General features: G+C 39.3%; 16 protein-coding genes. 6 read left to right on the top strand and 10 right to left on the bottom strand.

Features of this window, described 5'->3' with window-relative positions; genetic code table 11:
• Positions 1–8 precede the first annotated feature (8 nt).
• Entirely contained in the window at positions 9–575 is a 567-nt protein-coding gene (gene nadD / locus IPZ59_RS02500) for a nicotinate (nicotinamide) nucleotide adenylyltransferase (RefSeq protein ID WP_236138308.1), read from the top strand.
• A 3-nt stretch (positions 576–578) separates the two neighbouring features.
• On the opposite strand, the gene IPZ59_RS02495 is transcribed toward nadD, so the two are convergent.
• The 4 genes from IPZ59_RS02495 to IPZ59_RS02480 all read right to left on the bottom strand — a co-directional run bounded on the left by IPZ59_RS02495 (position 579) and on the right by IPZ59_RS02480 (position 3,568).
• The gene (locus tag IPZ59_RS02495) at positions 579–1,187 is read right to left on the bottom strand and encodes a Uma2 family endonuclease (protein WP_236138307.1); all 609 of its coding nucleotides are present in this window, start codon (positions 1,185–1,187) and stop codon (positions 579–581) included.
• A 103-nt stretch (positions 1,188–1,290) separates the two neighbouring features.
• On the bottom strand, positions 1,291–1,719 hold the full coding sequence (locus IPZ59_RS02490) for a hypothetical protein (protein ID WP_236138306.1): 429 nt from the start codon (positions 1,717–1,719) through the stop codon (positions 1,291–1,293).
• 107 nt (positions 1,720–1,826) lie between these two features.
• Positions 1,827–2,438 (bottom strand): RNA polymerase sigma factor, encoded by a 612-nt coding sequence (locus IPZ59_RS02485; protein ID WP_236138305.1) that lies wholly within the window; start codon positions 2,436–2,438, stop codon positions 1,827–1,829.
• Complete coding sequence (locus IPZ59_RS02480) at positions 2,429–3,568, bottom strand: glycosyltransferase (protein ID WP_236138304.1); 1,140 nt, start codon at positions 3,566–3,568, stop codon at positions 2,429–2,431. Before IPZ59_RS02480 ends, IPZ59_RS02485 begins: the two co-directional genes overlap by 10 nt.
• A gap of 133 nt (positions 3,569–3,701) precedes the next feature.
• Between IPZ59_RS02480 and tgt the strand changes: the two genes are divergently transcribed.
• The 3 genes from tgt to IPZ59_RS02465 are packed head-to-tail and all read left to right on the top strand — an operon-like array spanning position 3,702 to position 6,825.
• A complete protein-coding gene (tgt, locus tag IPZ59_RS02475) occupies positions 3,702–4,832 on the top strand; it encodes a tRNA guanosine(34) transglycosylase Tgt (RefSeq protein WP_236138303.1) in 1,131 nt (376 codons plus the stop codon).
• Positions 4,832–5,905, top strand: coding sequence for an LptF/LptG family permease (locus IPZ59_RS02470; RefSeq protein ID WP_236138302.1), 1,074 nt, complete (start codon positions 4,832–4,834; stop codon positions 5,903–5,905). Before tgt ends, IPZ59_RS02470 begins: the two co-directional genes overlap by 1 nt.
• Positions 5,905–6,825 carry a DMT family transporter gene (locus IPZ59_RS02465; RefSeq protein ID WP_236138301.1) on the top strand — a complete coding sequence of 307 codons (921 nt, stop codon included), beginning with the start codon at positions 5,905–5,907 and terminating at the stop codon, positions 6,823–6,825. Before IPZ59_RS02470 ends, IPZ59_RS02465 begins: the two co-directional genes overlap by 1 nt.
• Positions 6,826–6,878: 53 nt before the next feature.
• Here IPZ59_RS02465 and IPZ59_RS02460 read toward each other — a convergent pair whose 3' ends face one another.
• Complete coding sequence (locus IPZ59_RS02460) at positions 6,879–7,973, bottom strand: BF3164 family lipoprotein (protein ID WP_236138300.1); 1,095 nt, start codon at positions 7,971–7,973, stop codon at positions 6,879–6,881.
• A 48-nt stretch (positions 7,974–8,021) separates the two neighbouring features.
• A complete protein-coding gene (locus IPZ59_RS02455) occupies positions 8,022–9,080 on the bottom strand; it encodes a BF3164 family lipoprotein (protein WP_236138299.1) in 1,059 nt (352 codons plus the stop codon).
• 807 nt (positions 9,081–9,887) lie between these two features.
• On the opposite strand from IPZ59_RS02455, the gene IPZ59_RS02450 reads away from it, so the two are divergent.
• Complete coding sequence (locus tag IPZ59_RS02450; RefSeq protein WP_236138298.1) at positions 9,888–11,030, top strand: ATP-binding protein; 1,143 nt, start codon at positions 9,888–9,890, stop codon at positions 11,028–11,030.
• Positions 11,031–11,032: 2 nt separating this feature from the next.
• Here IPZ59_RS02450 and IPZ59_RS02445 read toward each other — a convergent pair whose 3' ends face one another.
• From IPZ59_RS02445 to ispE, 4 genes are read right to left on the bottom strand one after another with little or no spacing between them, the layout of a single operon-like run.
• Complete coding sequence (locus tag IPZ59_RS02445; protein ID WP_189579565.1) at positions 11,033–11,287, bottom strand: ribbon-helix-helix domain-containing protein; 255 nt, start codon at positions 11,285–11,287, stop codon at positions 11,033–11,035.
• Positions 11,288–11,305: 18 nt separating this feature from the next.
• A complete protein-coding gene (locus IPZ59_RS02440) occupies positions 11,306–11,641 on the bottom strand; it encodes a type II toxin-antitoxin system PemK/MazF family toxin (RefSeq protein ID WP_236138297.1) in 336 nt (111 codons plus the stop codon).
• Positions 11,628–11,870, bottom strand: a complete 243-nt coding sequence (locus IPZ59_RS02435; RefSeq protein WP_236138296.1) for a ribbon-helix-helix domain-containing protein — start codon at positions 11,868–11,870, stop codon at positions 11,628–11,630. The genes IPZ59_RS02440 and IPZ59_RS02435 overlap by 14 nt, the downstream gene beginning before the upstream one ends.
• A gap of 40 nt (positions 11,871–11,910) precedes the next feature.
• Complete coding sequence (gene ispE, locus IPZ59_RS02430) at positions 11,911–12,717, bottom strand: 4-(cytidine 5'-diphospho)-2-C-methyl-D-erythritol kinase (protein WP_236138295.1); 807 nt, start codon at positions 12,715–12,717, stop codon at positions 11,911–11,913.
• Positions 12,718–13,303: 586 nt separating this feature from the next.
• Between ispE and ilvD the strand changes: the two genes are divergently transcribed.
• The gene (gene ilvD / locus IPZ59_RS02425) at positions 13,304–14,980 is read left to right on the top strand and encodes a dihydroxy-acid dehydratase (protein ID WP_236138294.1); all 1,677 of its coding nucleotides are present in this window, start codon (positions 13,304–13,306) and stop codon (positions 14,978–14,980) included.
• Positions 14,981–15,017: the final 37 nt, after the last annotated feature.

The following is a 15,017-nucleotide window of genomic DNA, read 5'->3' as shown; positions in this document are numbered from 1 at the left end:
TCAACGCTTTGAAAATCGGATTGTTTTTCGGATCTTTTAATCCTGTTCATGTAGGGCATCTAATTATTGCAGATGCCATGAAAAACAGGACAGATTTAGATGAGGTGTGGTTTGTAGTCAGTCCACAAAATCCTTTTAAAAAGCAAAAAACATTACTTCATGAACATGATCGGCTAAAGATGGTAGAGCTCGCCATCGCCGATCATTTCTTTTTTAAGGCAAGTGATGTGGAGTTTCGGATGCCCAAGCCTAGCTATACGATTGATACGCTTACCTATCTCTCTGATAAGTATCCCCAACATGAGTTTCGCTTGATTGTGGGGGGGGATAATCTGACGCACTTTCATAAGTGGAAAAACTATGAGCAGATTTTGGAGCATTATGGGCTGTATGTGTATCCAAGGCCAGGAGAAACCAAGCAATGGAATCACCCGAATATCCAATTAGTAGACGCTCCTCTAATGGATATATCCGCTACCTTCATCCGGGATTCCATCAAAAAAGGACTTTCGGTAAAATACTTGCTTCCAACCGATGTGGAGGCGTATATTTTGGATAGGAAATTGTTTTTGTAATCCTTAGTTTATTCCTTCAAATACCGTATCCAACTCCAAGGTAAATCCGTCAACAGCTTTTGATCTAACGGCTTCCCCAAAGGTCAGCAATTTGGAACTTTGATAACAGCCATTCACTAATGTATACACGAGTAATGTACATTCATTGGGGTGGACTAGCCAGTATTCTTTTACACCAGCCGCTTCATAGACTTCGTATTTGTAAGTAATTTCCTTTTTGTTGTTGCCTGGGGAAAGAATCTCAATAATCAAATCCGGAGGACCTACACACCCAAACTCGTCGATTTTTTCAGGATCACATATCACACAGATATCAGGTTGCACAACCGTGTCTACATCTTCGTGTTTCTTGGATTTTACAGGTAGGCGCACGTCAAAAGGAGCAACAAACACCTCGCATGGCTTTCCTTGTAAGAACAAATAAAGTTTGTTGAATATATTACCAACTACGCGTTGATGATTGACCCTAGGAGCAACAGTTTGCTTGAATATTCTTCCCTTAATCAGTTCAATCATGCCTTCAAACTCCCATGTCAGATAGTCCGCATAAGAATAGCTACCGTAATCCGCTACAGGTTCTTCTACTTTTATGTGGGTCTCATCCTTTTTCATACCTTAAAAATAATAAAAACGCAAAACAAAATGTATTGGTTTTCATGGGTTTGGGTGAAATAGGATATTCTTTTTGAAGATATTGAATTTGGCTGATTTATGCTTATTGGTATTTGTCTGGCCCTACTTGAATATCAAAAAGGAAAGCCCCTGTTTTGTCATGATAACGATAAGCCATGGTCACTTCTTTATCACGAAATACTTGTAGCTGTTCATTTTTCACCACTTGACGGGTGATTTGAGGCTCCAAAATCTCCTTAATCCCCTCTATGTTGACCCCCTCAGCTACCATATTTATCAGGGTGTAATTATATTGAAAAACATTCCCAGGCAATGCTTCGGCACCATCTAAACGAGTCTCCTGATCTACCATCATAGGACAGGATTTGTTCACCTCTGTTGCTGCTTGTTGAAGATAGTTATCGCCACTGGATTCTTGAAAAAAGAAATATTGAACCAAGAAAAAGGAGATTGCAAATGCTACTGCATATGCTGCAATTGTTATAACGCGTGGTTTGGGAGATTTTTCCATTAAGGTATAAAGCTACTCCTTCAAATGTAGGAAAATATTTGAAGGAGTCCATTTTTATAGAATAAAACTAACGAAGAAATATGCTTGATAAGGAGTTTAGCTAAATTTTAGATATGACCCTCTTTACCAGAAGCAATTTCATACAAGAGTTCTCTTGATCGGTGGAGTTGAGCTTTTACCGTACCCAATGGTTTTTCTAGTTCAACCGCAATTTCCTCATAGGAGAGTTCATCAAAATAGCGAAGCTGAACGAGCTTTCTGTATTTAGCTGGTAATTTATCCACAAAAATGCGTACCATTTCTATGCGTTGAGACTTGATATACTCATCCTGAGGATTGTTATCATCGTCTTCTACATCAATAGTCACTGCGTTGCCACCGTCATCACTCAGCGTCGTGTTGAGGCTCATGGTTTTTAGCTTTTTCTTTCGAATAAAGTCAATGGTGTTATTCGTAGCGATTCGAAATAGCCAAGTAGAGAATGTATAGTCTTTTTTAAACTTATGAAGATTTCTAAAGGCCTTTGCAAATGCTTCCATGGTCAGATCCTCCGCATCATCTGCATCGCGGATCATTTTTAGAATCATGAAATACACAGCCTTTTTGTAGCGCTTCATCAAGGTGGCGAATGCTTGCTGATCCTTACCGACTACTGCCCTGTCAATCAGTTCAAAATCCTCCAGTGCCTTGCTTGAAAATCCTCTTTCGTTTATTTCCATCTAACTTTTCTTGATTGATAACCAATTGTTCCTACTATCCAGAAATACCCGATGTAGAGCAGGTCAAAAGCTCCTGTCCAAAACAGTTTGGTTTTACCGGTCATTTTTTTTCTGGCCGATGTGAATACTGAAGTCAGCAAAATAGATCGGACAGTAATTATACCTAAAATAACGGCAAAATGTTCCCAATTTTGTTCAATACCTGAATAAAACATGAAACCTATGCCTAAAATCCAAAAAATCAAATGAGTAAGTGCGTAGATTCCAATTTTTTGCTTGTCTTTGGCCTTGTAATATTTTCCAGCATGTAGGTGTCTTTTCTTTTGGGTATAATAGTCGCTCCAAGTTTGCTTGGGTTCTGATAAGGTGATGCTACGGGGATCTATCACAACTCCGGTATTTTTACTTGTAGCATAGCGGTTTACTAATAGGTCATCATCGCCACCCTCAACTTCCCATAATCCTTTGAACGCTTTTTGTTCCATGAAAAAGCTTCTTCTGTAACACAAATTCCTGCCTACACCCATAAATGGGGCTTTCCAAAGCGTAAATGATGCATAAAGAAGAGCTGTCCAGCAAGTTTCAAATTGTATCCATTGATTAAGGAATCCTCCTTTGGTTGCGTAAGGTGAGAAGCCGAGTGCAAACGTTCTGCCTTCATTTCTGACGGGGGCAGTCATCAAAGTAATCCAATCTTCAGATTGAGGGATGCAGTCTGCATCGGTTAAGAGTAATACATCATTTTTAACTACTTTAATTCCCAATGTCAACGCGTATTTCTTAGCTGTTACATGTTCAGGAGTGTATTGGATGGTTACCGTTCTTAGCTTTGGATACTTTGACATCAATTGCTCCAACAAAGCTTTGGTTCCGTCGTTGGAGCGGTCATTGACAACCATTATATCAAAATTCGGATAATTTTGATTACAAATTATTGGAATCAGTTTAGACAGGTTTTCTTTTTCATTTCGTGCTGCGATAACGACGGTCACTCCTTCAAGTTTTTCTGTCGTAGATTTGGATGCTTTGGCCCTATAAAAAAGAGTCGCTCTGCCAAAAATTACTAGAATATAAAAGAATTGTACAGTGGCAGCAACCAAAAAAAGAATCAACAAAATCTCTGTAAGCATTTTCATAGCGTATATGGGGCAAATATAAAATACATTTAAGCATTCAATTAAGAATTAAGCTTATATTTTTGTGGGATTAAATTTTGCCAACTTGATTTAATATTGATTAGCAAGTTGGTAACTGACGTTATACATGAAATTTAAGCTAGAACATCAAGACACCAAGAGTAAAGCACGTGCAGGGACGGTTTCAACGGATCACGGTGAAATTCAAACCCCTATTTTCATGCCTGTGGGTACCGCAGGTTCGGTAAAAGCTGTGCATCAACGAGAACTGACCTACGACGTCAAAGCTCAGATAATCCTAGGAAACACCTATCATTTGTATCTTCGTCCGGGTTTAGATGTTCTTGAAAAAGCAGGAGGCTTACATAAATTCAATGGTTGGAATAAACCTATCCTAACTGACTCTGGAGGGTATCAGGTTTTTTCATTGGCCAATAATCGAAAACTAACCGAAGAAGGGGCCGTATTTAAATCTCATATTGATGGTTCCAAGCATTTGTTTAGCCCGGAGCGGGTAATGGATATCCAACGCATCATTGGAGCGGATATCATTATGGCATTTGACGAGTGTCCTCCCTATCCTTGTGACTATAGCTATGCTCGAAAGTCGATGGATCTGACACACCGCTGGTTGAAGCGCTGCATTGAGCGATTTGATAGTACAGAAGGGAACTATGGCTACAGCCAAACCTTATTTCCGATTGTACAAGGGAGTGTCTTTCCTGATTTGCGCAAACAGTCAGCTGAATTCATTGCTTCCTGTGAGCGAGAGGGAAATGCCATTGGTGGGCTTTCTGTGGGTGAACCTGTAGAGGAAATGTATGCGATGACTGATATGGTAACGGATATTTTACCGGCAGACAAGCCAAGATACCTGATGGGTGTGGGTACTCCTGCTAATATTTTGGAAGGAATTGCCTTAGGAGTGGATATGTTTGACTGTGTAATGCCTACGAGGAATGCACGAAATGGCATGCTTTTTACTTCTGAAGGAATCATCAATATCCGCAATGAAAAATGGAAAGAGGACTTTAGTCCGATCGATCCACATATTAATTCCTATGTTAGTTCGTTTTACTCCAAGGCCTATTTGAGACATTTGGTGATAGCAAAGGAAATATTGGCTGCCCAGATTGCGAGCATCCATAACCTCAGTTTCTATTTATGGTTAGTAGGGCAGGCGCGTGAACATATCATTGCCGGTGATTTTGCCACTTGGAAAAATCAGATGGTAGAAAAAGTAAGCAGACGATTGTAATGAAGCTATTGGATAAACTCATCATCAAGGATTTTCTCAAGACCTATTTCTTTGTGGTCATGATGTTAATTTTGGTTGTCTTGGTACTGGATTTCACCGAGAAGAATGATAAGTTTATTCGTAATCAGGTGCCCGCTTCTGAGATTTTGATTTATTTAGGAAACTATGGGCTGTATTTGAATAACCTTCTGACTCCAATTACAGTATTCATTGCAGTGATTTTTATTACTTCCAAAATGGCAGGACGGACAGAGATTGTTGCCATTTTGAGTAGTGGGACTAGTTTTATTCGGATGTTAGTTCCTTATTTCATCGCAGCATCGTTGATTGGTGCAGCTAGCTTCCTGCTCAATGGGTGGGTATTGCCGGGTGCTACGGCTGGTGTGACCGAGTTTAAGTCCAGGTGGTTGGATGAGGATAAATTTTTTACCCAAAGCAATATCCATATCAAAGTAGCTCCTGATGCATATGCTTATATTTCAAGGTATTATACCTCAGGTAATTCTGGGTACAACTTTACTTTGGAGCAAATACGCGATGGACAGCTGATTGCCAAACTATCTGGTGACCGCATCGTCTGGGATACTGCCATCAATTCATGGTCTGTGAAAAATTGGAAATTGCGGGTGCTGAGAGAAGATGGTGAGGATTACACCAAAGGGGAGTCTTTGGATACCTTGCTTTCTATTACCCCAAATGATTTTGATTTACCCACCAATCACCATGAGACGCTGAAACTCCCGGACTTGACTCGTCAGATTCAGATTTTGGAAGATAGGGGGGCGGATAACGTAAATTATTACATTATCGAGCGCTATGTGCGGTACATGTCTCCCTTTGCAGCAATTATTTTGACCTTTATTGGTGTGATTGTTTCCTCAAGGAAAACGCGTGGAGGTTCGGGCTTTCAGATAGCCTTGGGCTTCTTATTAGCTTTTATCTACATCATCTTATTTCTCTTGTCCAGAACCTTTGCAGAAGCAGGTACTTCCCAGCCATTGCTAGCTATCTGGATTCCCAATATCATTTTTGCGCTTACAGGTTTAGCCTTATACAAAACAGTTCCTCGCTAATGTCCACTGCCAATCCGGTCAAAGATTATGCAATGCTCCATTTCATTGTGATGATATGGGGTTTTACGGCCATTCTTGGTTTATTGATTAGCCTCCCTTCATTGGAGGTGGTGTTTTATCGTACCTTGATTGCCTCAGCACTGATAGGACTAGGGTTTGCTTGGAAAAAGTCGTCTTTGCGGGTTAACCGAACTGAGTTGTGGAAAATCATGGGAACGGGTGTGATAGTAGCCTTGCATTGGGTGTTATTCTTTGGGGCTGCACGGGTTTCCACGGCTTCAGTATGCTTGGCGGGTATGGCCACGACTTCCCTTTGGACAGCATTGATAGAGCCTTTGGCCAATCGCAAACCGGTTAAGCTATTTGAGATTTTCTTGGGTTTGATGGTTTTGTCAGGCCTGTATGTGATTTTTAGATTTGAATTGGATTATTGGCTGGGATTGCTGATGGCTGTTATTTCTGCCTTGCTAGGTGCTGTCTTTTCCGTGATCAATAGCAAACTTACTCAGCGTCATGAGCCTTTTGTGTTGACCTTCTATGAAATGTTAGCTGCTTGCCTGTTTGCAGGGCTTCTCTTGCCTCTATACACGCTTGTTTTTCCTAAGGAATCTTTGCAACTGATTCCTCAAGGAATGGATTGGTTATGGTTGGGTTTATTGAGTGGTGTTTGTACGGTCTATGCTTTCTCTGTATCGGTGGAACTGATGCGTCGAATCTCCGCCTTCGCCGTCAACCTGACGATTAATTTGGAGCCGGTGTACGGGATTATTTTAGCCGTAATCATCTTTGGAGAAAAGGAGCAGATGACCGGAGGGTTTTACCTAGGAACACTGATCATTTTGGTGTCGGTGTTGATTTATCCAGTGTATAATTTGTATTTGAGGAGGAAGGCGAGGGTGAGTTCTTCATTGGAGCCTTGAGTAGCTTAAAGGTGCATGGTTGAAGTGAGTTTATTTGAGGTAACATCCCGTTGTCACAACCCCAACTCAAACACCACTATCCCCGGATCTTCGTCGGCTGTTATCCCAAAAATCTTTCTTTTTTGCTCATTCATCGTAAAAGCGTACAGTGGATAATCCAGTCTGAAGTTATTCAGTAAGTTGCCTTTGTAATCAAATTCGAAGATTCGGTTGAGATTGCTGGATTCACTGATTTGCCGAAAGCTTTTTCCGGAATACAATACAAAAAAAGACGCTTCTCCTGCATAGACATCTAGGTATTTGTTGGTCAGCGTGCGAATATCAAAGGATGCCATATCATAGCCCATACTTTCCGAAATAGAGAACTTTGGACTTTCATTTACCGGACCTATTAGTGTTAGTATTTGTTGGTTTTCCCAATCTATAATGTTAATAAAATCTGTATGGATGCCCGCTTTGACAAACTTGGTTTTGGAAGTATTTCCTTTCATTTCGCCCGAAAATATAGATGCAGCAACATTTGGGGCAATATCCTCTTCTTTGATGCCATCAGGAAGTTCTATAAGCGAGAACATCTCTCTCCAATCTCCCAAACTTTTCAACGTATCTTTTTCAATACTTACCTCATAATACTTCTTCCACCCGTCAACCATCTCCACGAGAAAAGAGTTTTTGCTAAGCCAAGCTGCTTTTGTTGCATAAAAGGGTACGTCAAGGGCTTTGATTTGCTCCACTGCCAGTTGAGAACTGTCCTGCAAAGCAAATTTTGAAAAATTGAATTGCTGCGTATCATATACCCAAAAGAAGCCTTTTTCTAATCCATCCATAAGAGGGTATCCAATTCCAAGTTCTCCCGGTCCGAAACCTATTTTTCCTTTATGGGATACAAATTCTAAGGTATTGGAATCAATAATAGTTATGGCGGATTCGGTTTTTGAACTTACTGATTCCGCTATAATCAAAAAACCTTCTTTAAATAAGATTTTCCGTGGGTTGAGGATTTCTTCTAGCAAAAACTTTTCACCTGAAAGCAATTGTTCTTCTGGTAGATCCTTTTCAGAAAATAGTTTAGATTGCTTAATTGGGACATTTTCGCATGAAAAAAGGAGCACTGAACAAAATATGAGTAAGATATTACCTAATTTCATACTGATTTTATTTGTGAAGGAGTCTTTGCTATTTCGAGAAATAATGCTTCAATCAGGCAATTGATAAATCACTACATTAGGTTCGGCATCTCGTGTAAGTCCATAAAGTTTGTTTTCAGATTCGTCTATTGTGAAGGATATAATTTTGTAGTCCAATTCAAAATTCGATACTATTTCTCCAGAAAGATTGAAAGTAAAAACTCTTGAAGTAGTTGCGTCTTTGTTTGCCTCACTGCTGAGGCCGGAGTATAAAGCATATATTATACTTTCACCGATATACATACTGTAATATTGTATAATGGTTTCTTTCATGACAGGATATGGATGACCCGACATATTGATGAGTTCATAAGCAGGGATCTCATTGACAGGTCCTCTTAAGAAAAGCGATTTCCCAGTATTTCTATCTATAACTTCTATATAATCGATTAGTATGCCACATGCTCCAATGTATCTTTTATTTTTAGAACTCACTAAACTTCCTTGATACAAGGAGTAAAGTACAAAATTGGTTAATTCTTGGTCCGTTCGGTGCTCATCCCAATCTCCATAGGAGACTAATTTGGAACCTTGATGGGTAAATTCCTGATACTTAGTAGATGCATGTATTTCTCTGCCAATGAATGAACTATCCGAAATAGGTATGAAATCCAATACGGCGGCTAACATTCCGCTTTGTTGAATTTGAATATCTGCCAATCCGTCTTTATTTTCATTGATTATAAATTTGTTGAAGGTTTGATTTTTGCTATCATAAACCCAAAAATCGTTATCTTCTAATCCCTGATGAATAAAATCTGCTGTAAGTATTTCGTTAGGACCTATGCCGTTTATCCCCATACTTTTGACAAAGCTTTTGTCTTTTTTAGAGTAAACATAAAAGATATCATTGTTAGCATTTTCCGCTACTACAATGTAATCCCTTGTTACTTGAATGTGCCTTGGTAGAAGAAATTCCTGGAAATCCATTTTTTCACCCTTCAGTAGTAAGGCTTTAGGAAGATCAGCTTCTGAAAATGTTTTAATATTATCCGTAATATTAATAGGCCCTTGGTTTGAGCAGCTCAGACAAATAAATATTAAGAAAATTGTAAATAGTTTTTTCATGATGTTTTTGGTAAAGGTAAGAGTCTGTCTCATAAATTGCTCTTCAGATTTATTAACCAAACAAAATTCTGTTTAAGAATCAATCCCTTTGTGACTTAGTGGCTTTGTGGCTAGAAATGCCACGAAGGCTCTAAGGCACAAAGTTTCACTGATTACAAACCAAATAAAATTTTGGCATTATTTTAAAGCATTAACTTATGAGACAGCCTCTTTTTTAAGAACATGTTTTTGCTCCAAGCTTCCAATACGAATCAGCGAAATTGATAAAATAAACTGGATGGAAACAAGATAAATCTTGTTCTTGGCAACATACCCCACTCGGACCTGTCTCTGGATCTGGGACTGATTCTTGCCCACTTGCAGTACTTAAGCCAAATCCAAATGAAATGGCCAAAATGGAGGAAAATAATAATTTACGTATAATTGTTAATGGTTTAATGAAATAATTAAGTCCGATAACGGACTAGCTTTTACCCAAAAGCTGTTACAATATTATTATTATTATTATTATTATGCGCAAATAGTTTTTAATATTTTTTTTTGAAATTACTGTTATAAATAATTTTAGTATATGTTTGAATAATCATGTAAATAAATTTTAGGAGACTTTTAATGAAATAATCATGGGTTACCCAACATCGTGATTTTTATGGCTTTTTTACGATCTAATCCTGCAAAGTCATAACTTTACGGGAATGAGATCCTTTAAAGTTATGACTTTAAGGGAATGTAATCCTCCAAAGTTATGATTTTGAGGGAATAAGTCTTAAATTTGTGTTTGAATTAGATTTTAAAAAAATTGATAGAATGAAGTTTGAACGAACCATCCAAGAGTTAATTCAGACAAAGTTTTTCTTAGGGAAGGCTATTGTATTATTGGGGCCGAGGCAGGTGGGGAAAACGACCTTGATTGAAACCATCCTGAGAGGTAGAGAGGAGAAGTTTTTATACTTAGATGGGGATGATTCTACCGTAAGGGAAATTCTTGAGCAAGCTAATACGGAGACTTTGCGCGCCATCATTGCGGACCATAAAATAGTGTATATTGATGAAGCTCAGCGTATCAATGCAATCGGGTTGCAGTCAAAAATTATCGTGGATCAGTTCAAGCATATCCAATTGGTCCTGAGCGGATCTTCAGCATTTGAACTCAATGAAAAAATTCAAGAGCCGCTTACGGGAAGAAAGTGGACCTTTCACTTGTGGCCCATCGCTTGGCAGGAATATGAAAAAGAAGTGGGCTATTTGAAAGCGGAACAAAGTTTGGAAAACAGACTGGTTTATGGGTTTTATCCGGATGTCATTACTGATGCAACTCATGAAAAAGAGGTGCTTTTAGAGTTGACCGAAAGCTACCTATATAAAGATGTCTTGATTTACGGAAACTTAAAAAAGCCCAAATTGGTCCGAAACATCCTAGAGGCCCTGGCTTACCAAGTGGGTAATGAAGTGAAATATAAGGAACTGGGAGAAACCGTCGGTGCAGATCCAAAAACTGTCGCTTCTTACATTGATGTCTTGGAGAAAGCATTTGTAGTCTTCAGTTTATCCTCTTACAGTCGGAATCTCCGTACTGAAATTAAGACAGCTAAAAAGCTATATTTCTATGATAACGGTATAAGAAATGCTGTGATCAGGGATTTCACCCCAATGGCAGTAAGGCAAGATGTGGGAGCTTTGTGGGAAAACTTTCTAATCAGTGAGCGATTAAAAGCTAATTCGTACACTAGGAGCTTGGCGAGAACCTATTTTTGGAGAACTAAGCAGCAACAAGAGATTGATTATGTAGAGGAGCTTACAGGAAAATTTCATGCTTATGAATTTAAATGGAATCCTAAGCGAAAAGTGAATTTTCCAAAGACGTTTACAGAGGCTTATCAAAGCCAGAATCTATTAGTGAATAGAGGGAATTTTAGGGAATTTCTCAATGAATATGAAGTAATCGGATAGTCTTATTTATCTGTATTTCGAAATTTACTTTCAATTTTTTCCTTAATAATCCTTTTGTATTCTACGGAGAGGTGTGAGTCTTGGCATTCAACCCCAAATAAATCTTTTCCAAGCTCAACAGAGGATTGAAAAGCGTCATAGTTTTCTAAATACTTTTGCAAAGCATCTTGAATGATTTGTGATTTGGAAATGCCTTTTATCTCACTTATGAGATTCAGTTTTGTCTCTATTTCCTTATTTAGCCTGAGATGAAGCATGTTTTCTGTGGTTTTGGGTTAGTGTAGCGTAGTAATATCCTGCAAAGTCTCCAATGCCTGCATAACTTCCTCTTCGGAGATCTCTCCAATCTTTTCTACCAACCGCTCCTTGGATATAGAGCGGATATGGAAAACCATCATTTCGGAAGTGGCTTTTAGGTTGTTTGTGTTGTTGGGCTGTAGGATTGGGTTGCCTTGGTAATGTTTGATTTTTGTAGTCAATGGCACGGTAATTACTACATTCAGGTATTTGTTCAGCATATTGCCACTGATGATGACTACAGGTCTAAATCCAGCTTGCTCAGAACCTTTCACAGGATTCAAGTCTGCATACCAAATCTCACCTTGTCTCATCTTCCAATTGCTTCAAATATTCTCCCATACCTTCTTCTGCTAAGGACAACATATCTTGATCCTTTCCGGCAGCTTGATAGGATTTTACATAAGCAACCCTTTTGAGATGATCAAGATAGAGACTCAGCGCTTTTTCTATCAGTTTGTTTTTGGGCAAGCCCAGGGTTTTTGCATACTCAGCTAGTCTTTGCACGAGCTCATCGGGGAGTGAAGTAGTGATAGTGGTCATAATTTATGTATTTTTTGTAAATATAAAATTTACATATAAATTACACAACACACTCAAAAACAATATATTCTGAAGGCCACTTGGTGGGCTCTGGTTTCTCCGAAAATAATCCAAACATCGTAGAACCTGAACCAGACATAGCAGCATAGTAGGCGCCCATCTCGTAGAGCTGCGTTTTGATTTGGGGAAGCGTTGGATGATTGGGAAAGATACTTTTTTCAAAATCATTGACCAAGTGTTCTTTCCAGGTGTGCTTATCTTTCAAAATCTCTTGAAGATCAACTGTTGGCGCTTGAGGCTTGACACCTGCGTACGCTTCTTTGGTGCCGATATGGATCGGAGGTTTGACCAAAACCAGGTAATCTCCTTGGATATTGACATCGGTTGAAGCTAAGATTTCGCCTCTTCCGGTGGCAATTTTTGGCTTATTTTCTATAAATAAAGCGCAATCACTTCCCAATTGAGCGGCGTATTCTTCTAAAAATAGGTCTTCCAAATACAACTCAAAAAGTTGGTTCATTAAAGTCAACGCAAAGGCTGCATCAGCAGACCCTCCCCCTAAGCCGGCACCCATTGGAATATTTTTATGCAAGTGGATGTGGACTTCCGGAATGTCGGGAAAATCCTTTTTCAGCAATTTATAAGCTTTTACTATCAGGTTATCTTTGGCTTCTCCCGGGATGGGTAGTCCTGTACTTTCAAAAATTGTCTTTTTGGCAGGGATCATTTCCAAGGCATCCAACCAAGGTATAGGTACCATGCAGGTTTCCAATTCATGATAGCCATCTTTTCTTTTGGCAGTAATATGAAGGCCAAGGTTGATTTTGGCATTGGGGAAGCAAATCATAGGAGTTTAATTTTTCTATGTGTAAAGATGCTATTTTATTCCTTTTCACACATATTTCCCTTTCCTGAATCATGAATCATCGCAACTTATTACCATAAAACCACTGAGATACAACGCAAAATGTATTTACGTTGAAATTGTTGATTATTGTATAAAATTCATCAATTCAATCAAAACATTAACAAAAAATCAAAAAAAGTTTTCAAAGCTTAAAAAAAATGAAAATAAAATTTTGTTTGGAATTACTGCGTGTTCTTGAAGTCAATTTTATATAATATTCCTAAAAACTGACATAAGCAAAATAAAATAACGTGTAAAAATATTTGAGGGGTAATAAGTATTATTCAATGGTCTCAAAAAAGAAATAAAATATTGTAAGTCTCAGAAATGTACCCTAATATTGTGTCATCAAAAAGATGAACCATACCACATGTTTGAACTAGTCACTCCTCTAAGCTTTATTCTTATTCTCATTTGTGATAAATGAAGAGGCGCTAGACTATTTGACATCAACCATAGATTCGAAAGTGCCTCATAACATGAGGCACTTTTTTTATAAACCTATTTTAACCGATTGAAATAAATCATGAGTTTGAAGAAACATAGTTGGGAAATCAGCCAAAATGAAGAGCATCCGGCGGGTAAAGCCATGTTATATGCTACGGGCATGTCGGATAAACAAATGAACCAACCCTTTTTGGGAATAGCGAGTTGCGGCTATGAGAGTAATCCCTGCAACATGCACCTCAACGATTTTGCCGGTCTAATCAAAAGTGCCTCTAAGGCCGATGATTTGACCGGTTTGGTTTTTAATACCATGGGGATATCGGACGGGATATCCATGGGGACTTCTGGGATGCGTTATTCCTTGGTTTCCAGAGAAATCATTGCTGATTCCATTGAGTCTTTTATCTTGGGACACTCCTTTGATGCCTGTATTGCAGTAGCTGGTTGCGATAAAAACATGCCCGGTGCTGTCATGGGGATGCTGCGGATCAACCGACCTTCCATCATGGTCTATGGCGGTACCATCCGATCCGGTAATTATAAAGGTGAAAAATTAAATATTGTATCGGCATTTGAAGCTTATGGCAAGCGGATTAAAGGAGAATTGTCTGACCTAGATTATCAAGGAGTCATCCAAAACGCTTGTCCTGGTGCTGGTGCCTGTGGGGGTATGTATACAGCCAATACCATGTCTTCCGCTATCGAAGCCATGGGTATGTCCTTGCCTTACTCTGCTTCTACTCCCGCGACGGCGCCAGAAAAACTTGAAGAATGCCAAAAGGTAAGTTCCTACATCAAAGTATTGTTAGAAAAAAATATCAAGCCAAAAGATATTGTTACCTATAAAAGTTTGGAAAATGCCGTACGTGTAGCGGTTGCCTTAGGCGGCAGTACCAATGCAGTGTTGCATATTTTGGCTATCGCCAAGACCGCAGGCATCACGTTTACGCTAGATGATTTTAAGCGTGTCAATTCCGAAACGCCTTTATTGGGAGATTTCAAGCCATCGGGAAAATTTTTGATGGAAGACTTGTATCAGCAAGGGGGGCTGCCTGCCTTTATGCGCTACCTCTTGGATAATGGAATGCTGCATGGAGATTGCATGACTGTGACAGGCAAAACTGTTGCGGAGAATCTGGCAGCTATTGCCCCTGTGGTTCCCTCGGTGGTGAATGTTATCCACCCTATTGAGCAACCTTTGAAAGAGACCGGTCACTTATGTGTTTTGAGGGGGAATTTGGCGCCTGAAGGATCTGTCGCTAAAATTTCAGGAAAAGAAGGGAAGTCTTTTTCTGGTCCAGCCAAAGTATTTGATTCTGAATTGGATGCCAATGAAGGCATCAAAAAAGGTCTAGTCAACAAAGGTGAAGTAATTGTCATCCGATACATAGGCCCGAAAGGTGGTCCTGGGATGCCTGAAATGTTAAAACCTACCTCCATGATTATTGGTGCAGGATTGGGCGCAGATGTGGCCCTGATTACAGATGGTCGGTTTTCTGGTGGAACCCACGGTTTTGTAGTCGGTCACGTAACTCCTGAGGCGTATAGTGGAGGTCCGATTGCATTGGTGCAGGATGGGGATACCATCACGATCGATGCTGATTCATTGACCTTGCATCTGCATGTCAGTGATGAAGAGCTTACCAAGCGAAAAGAATCGTGGGTCAATAAAGACTTAAGTGATTTGCAAGGAACACTCAAAAAATACAATAAACTGGTAGCATCCGCTTCCGAGGGTTGTGTGACTGACCTATAAAAGGATTGTTGCGAAGCCCAATACCAAAACCATCTCA

The organism is Mongoliitalea daihaiensis, assembly GCF_021596945.1.
GTDB classification, from domain to species: Bacteria; Bacteroidota; Bacteroidia; order Cytophagales; family Cyclobacteriaceae; genus Mongoliitalea; species Mongoliitalea daihaiensis.
This window is presented reverse-complemented; position numbering and strand designations above follow the sequence as displayed.

Excerpts from the sequence above, each read along its gene's own strand:
- IPZ59_RS02495 (WP_236138307.1), bottom strand. The coding sequence starts at position 1,187 with ATGAAAAAGGATGAGACCCACATAAAAGTAGAAGAACCTGTAGCGGAT.
- IPZ59_RS02490 (WP_236138306.1), bottom strand. The coding sequence starts at position 1,719 with ATGGAAAAATCTCCCAAACCACGCGTTATAACAATTGCAGCATATGCA.
- IPZ59_RS02485 (WP_236138305.1), bottom strand. The coding sequence starts at position 2,438 with ATGGAAATAAACGAAAGAGGATTTTCAAGCAAGGCACTGGAGGATTTT.
- IPZ59_RS02480 (WP_236138304.1), bottom strand. The coding sequence starts at position 3,568 with ATGCTTACAGAGATTTTGTTGATTCTTTTTTTGGTTGCTGCCACTGTA.
- tgt (WP_236138303.1), top strand. The coding sequence starts at position 3,702 with ATGAAATTTAAGCTAGAACATCAAGACACCAAGAGTAAAGCACGTGCA.
- IPZ59_RS02470 (WP_236138302.1), top strand. The coding sequence starts at position 4,832 with ATGAAGCTATTGGATAAACTCATCATCAAGGATTTTCTCAAGACCTAT.
- IPZ59_RS02465 (WP_236138301.1), top strand. The coding sequence starts at position 5,905 with ATGTCCACTGCCAATCCGGTCAAAGATTATGCAATGCTCCATTTCATT.
- IPZ59_RS02460 (WP_236138300.1), bottom strand. The coding sequence starts at position 7,973 with ATGAAATTAGGTAATATCTTACTCATATTTTGTTCAGTGCTCCTTTTT.
- IPZ59_RS02455 (WP_236138299.1), bottom strand. The coding sequence starts at position 9,080 with ATGAAAAAACTATTTACAATTTTCTTAATATTTATTTGTCTGAGCTGC.
- IPZ59_RS02450 (WP_236138298.1), top strand. The coding sequence starts at position 9,888 with ATGAAGTTTGAACGAACCATCCAAGAGTTAATTCAGACAAAGTTTTTC.
- IPZ59_RS02445 (WP_189579565.1), bottom strand. The coding sequence starts at position 11,287 with ATGCTTCATCTCAGGCTAAATAAGGAAATAGAGACAAAACTGAATCTC.
- IPZ59_RS02440 (WP_236138297.1), bottom strand. The coding sequence starts at position 11,641 with ATGAGACAAGGTGAGATTTGGTATGCAGACTTGAATCCTGTGAAAGGT.
- IPZ59_RS02435 (WP_236138296.1), bottom strand. The coding sequence starts at position 11,870 with ATGACCACTATCACTACTTCACTCCCCGATGAGCTCGTGCAAAGACTA.
- ispE (WP_236138295.1), bottom strand. The coding sequence starts at position 12,717 with ATGATTTGCTTCCCCAATGCCAAAATCAACCTTGGCCTTCATATTACT.
- ilvD (WP_236138294.1), top strand. The coding sequence starts at position 13,304 with ATGAGTTTGAAGAAACATAGTTGGGAAATCAGCCAAAATGAAGAGCAT.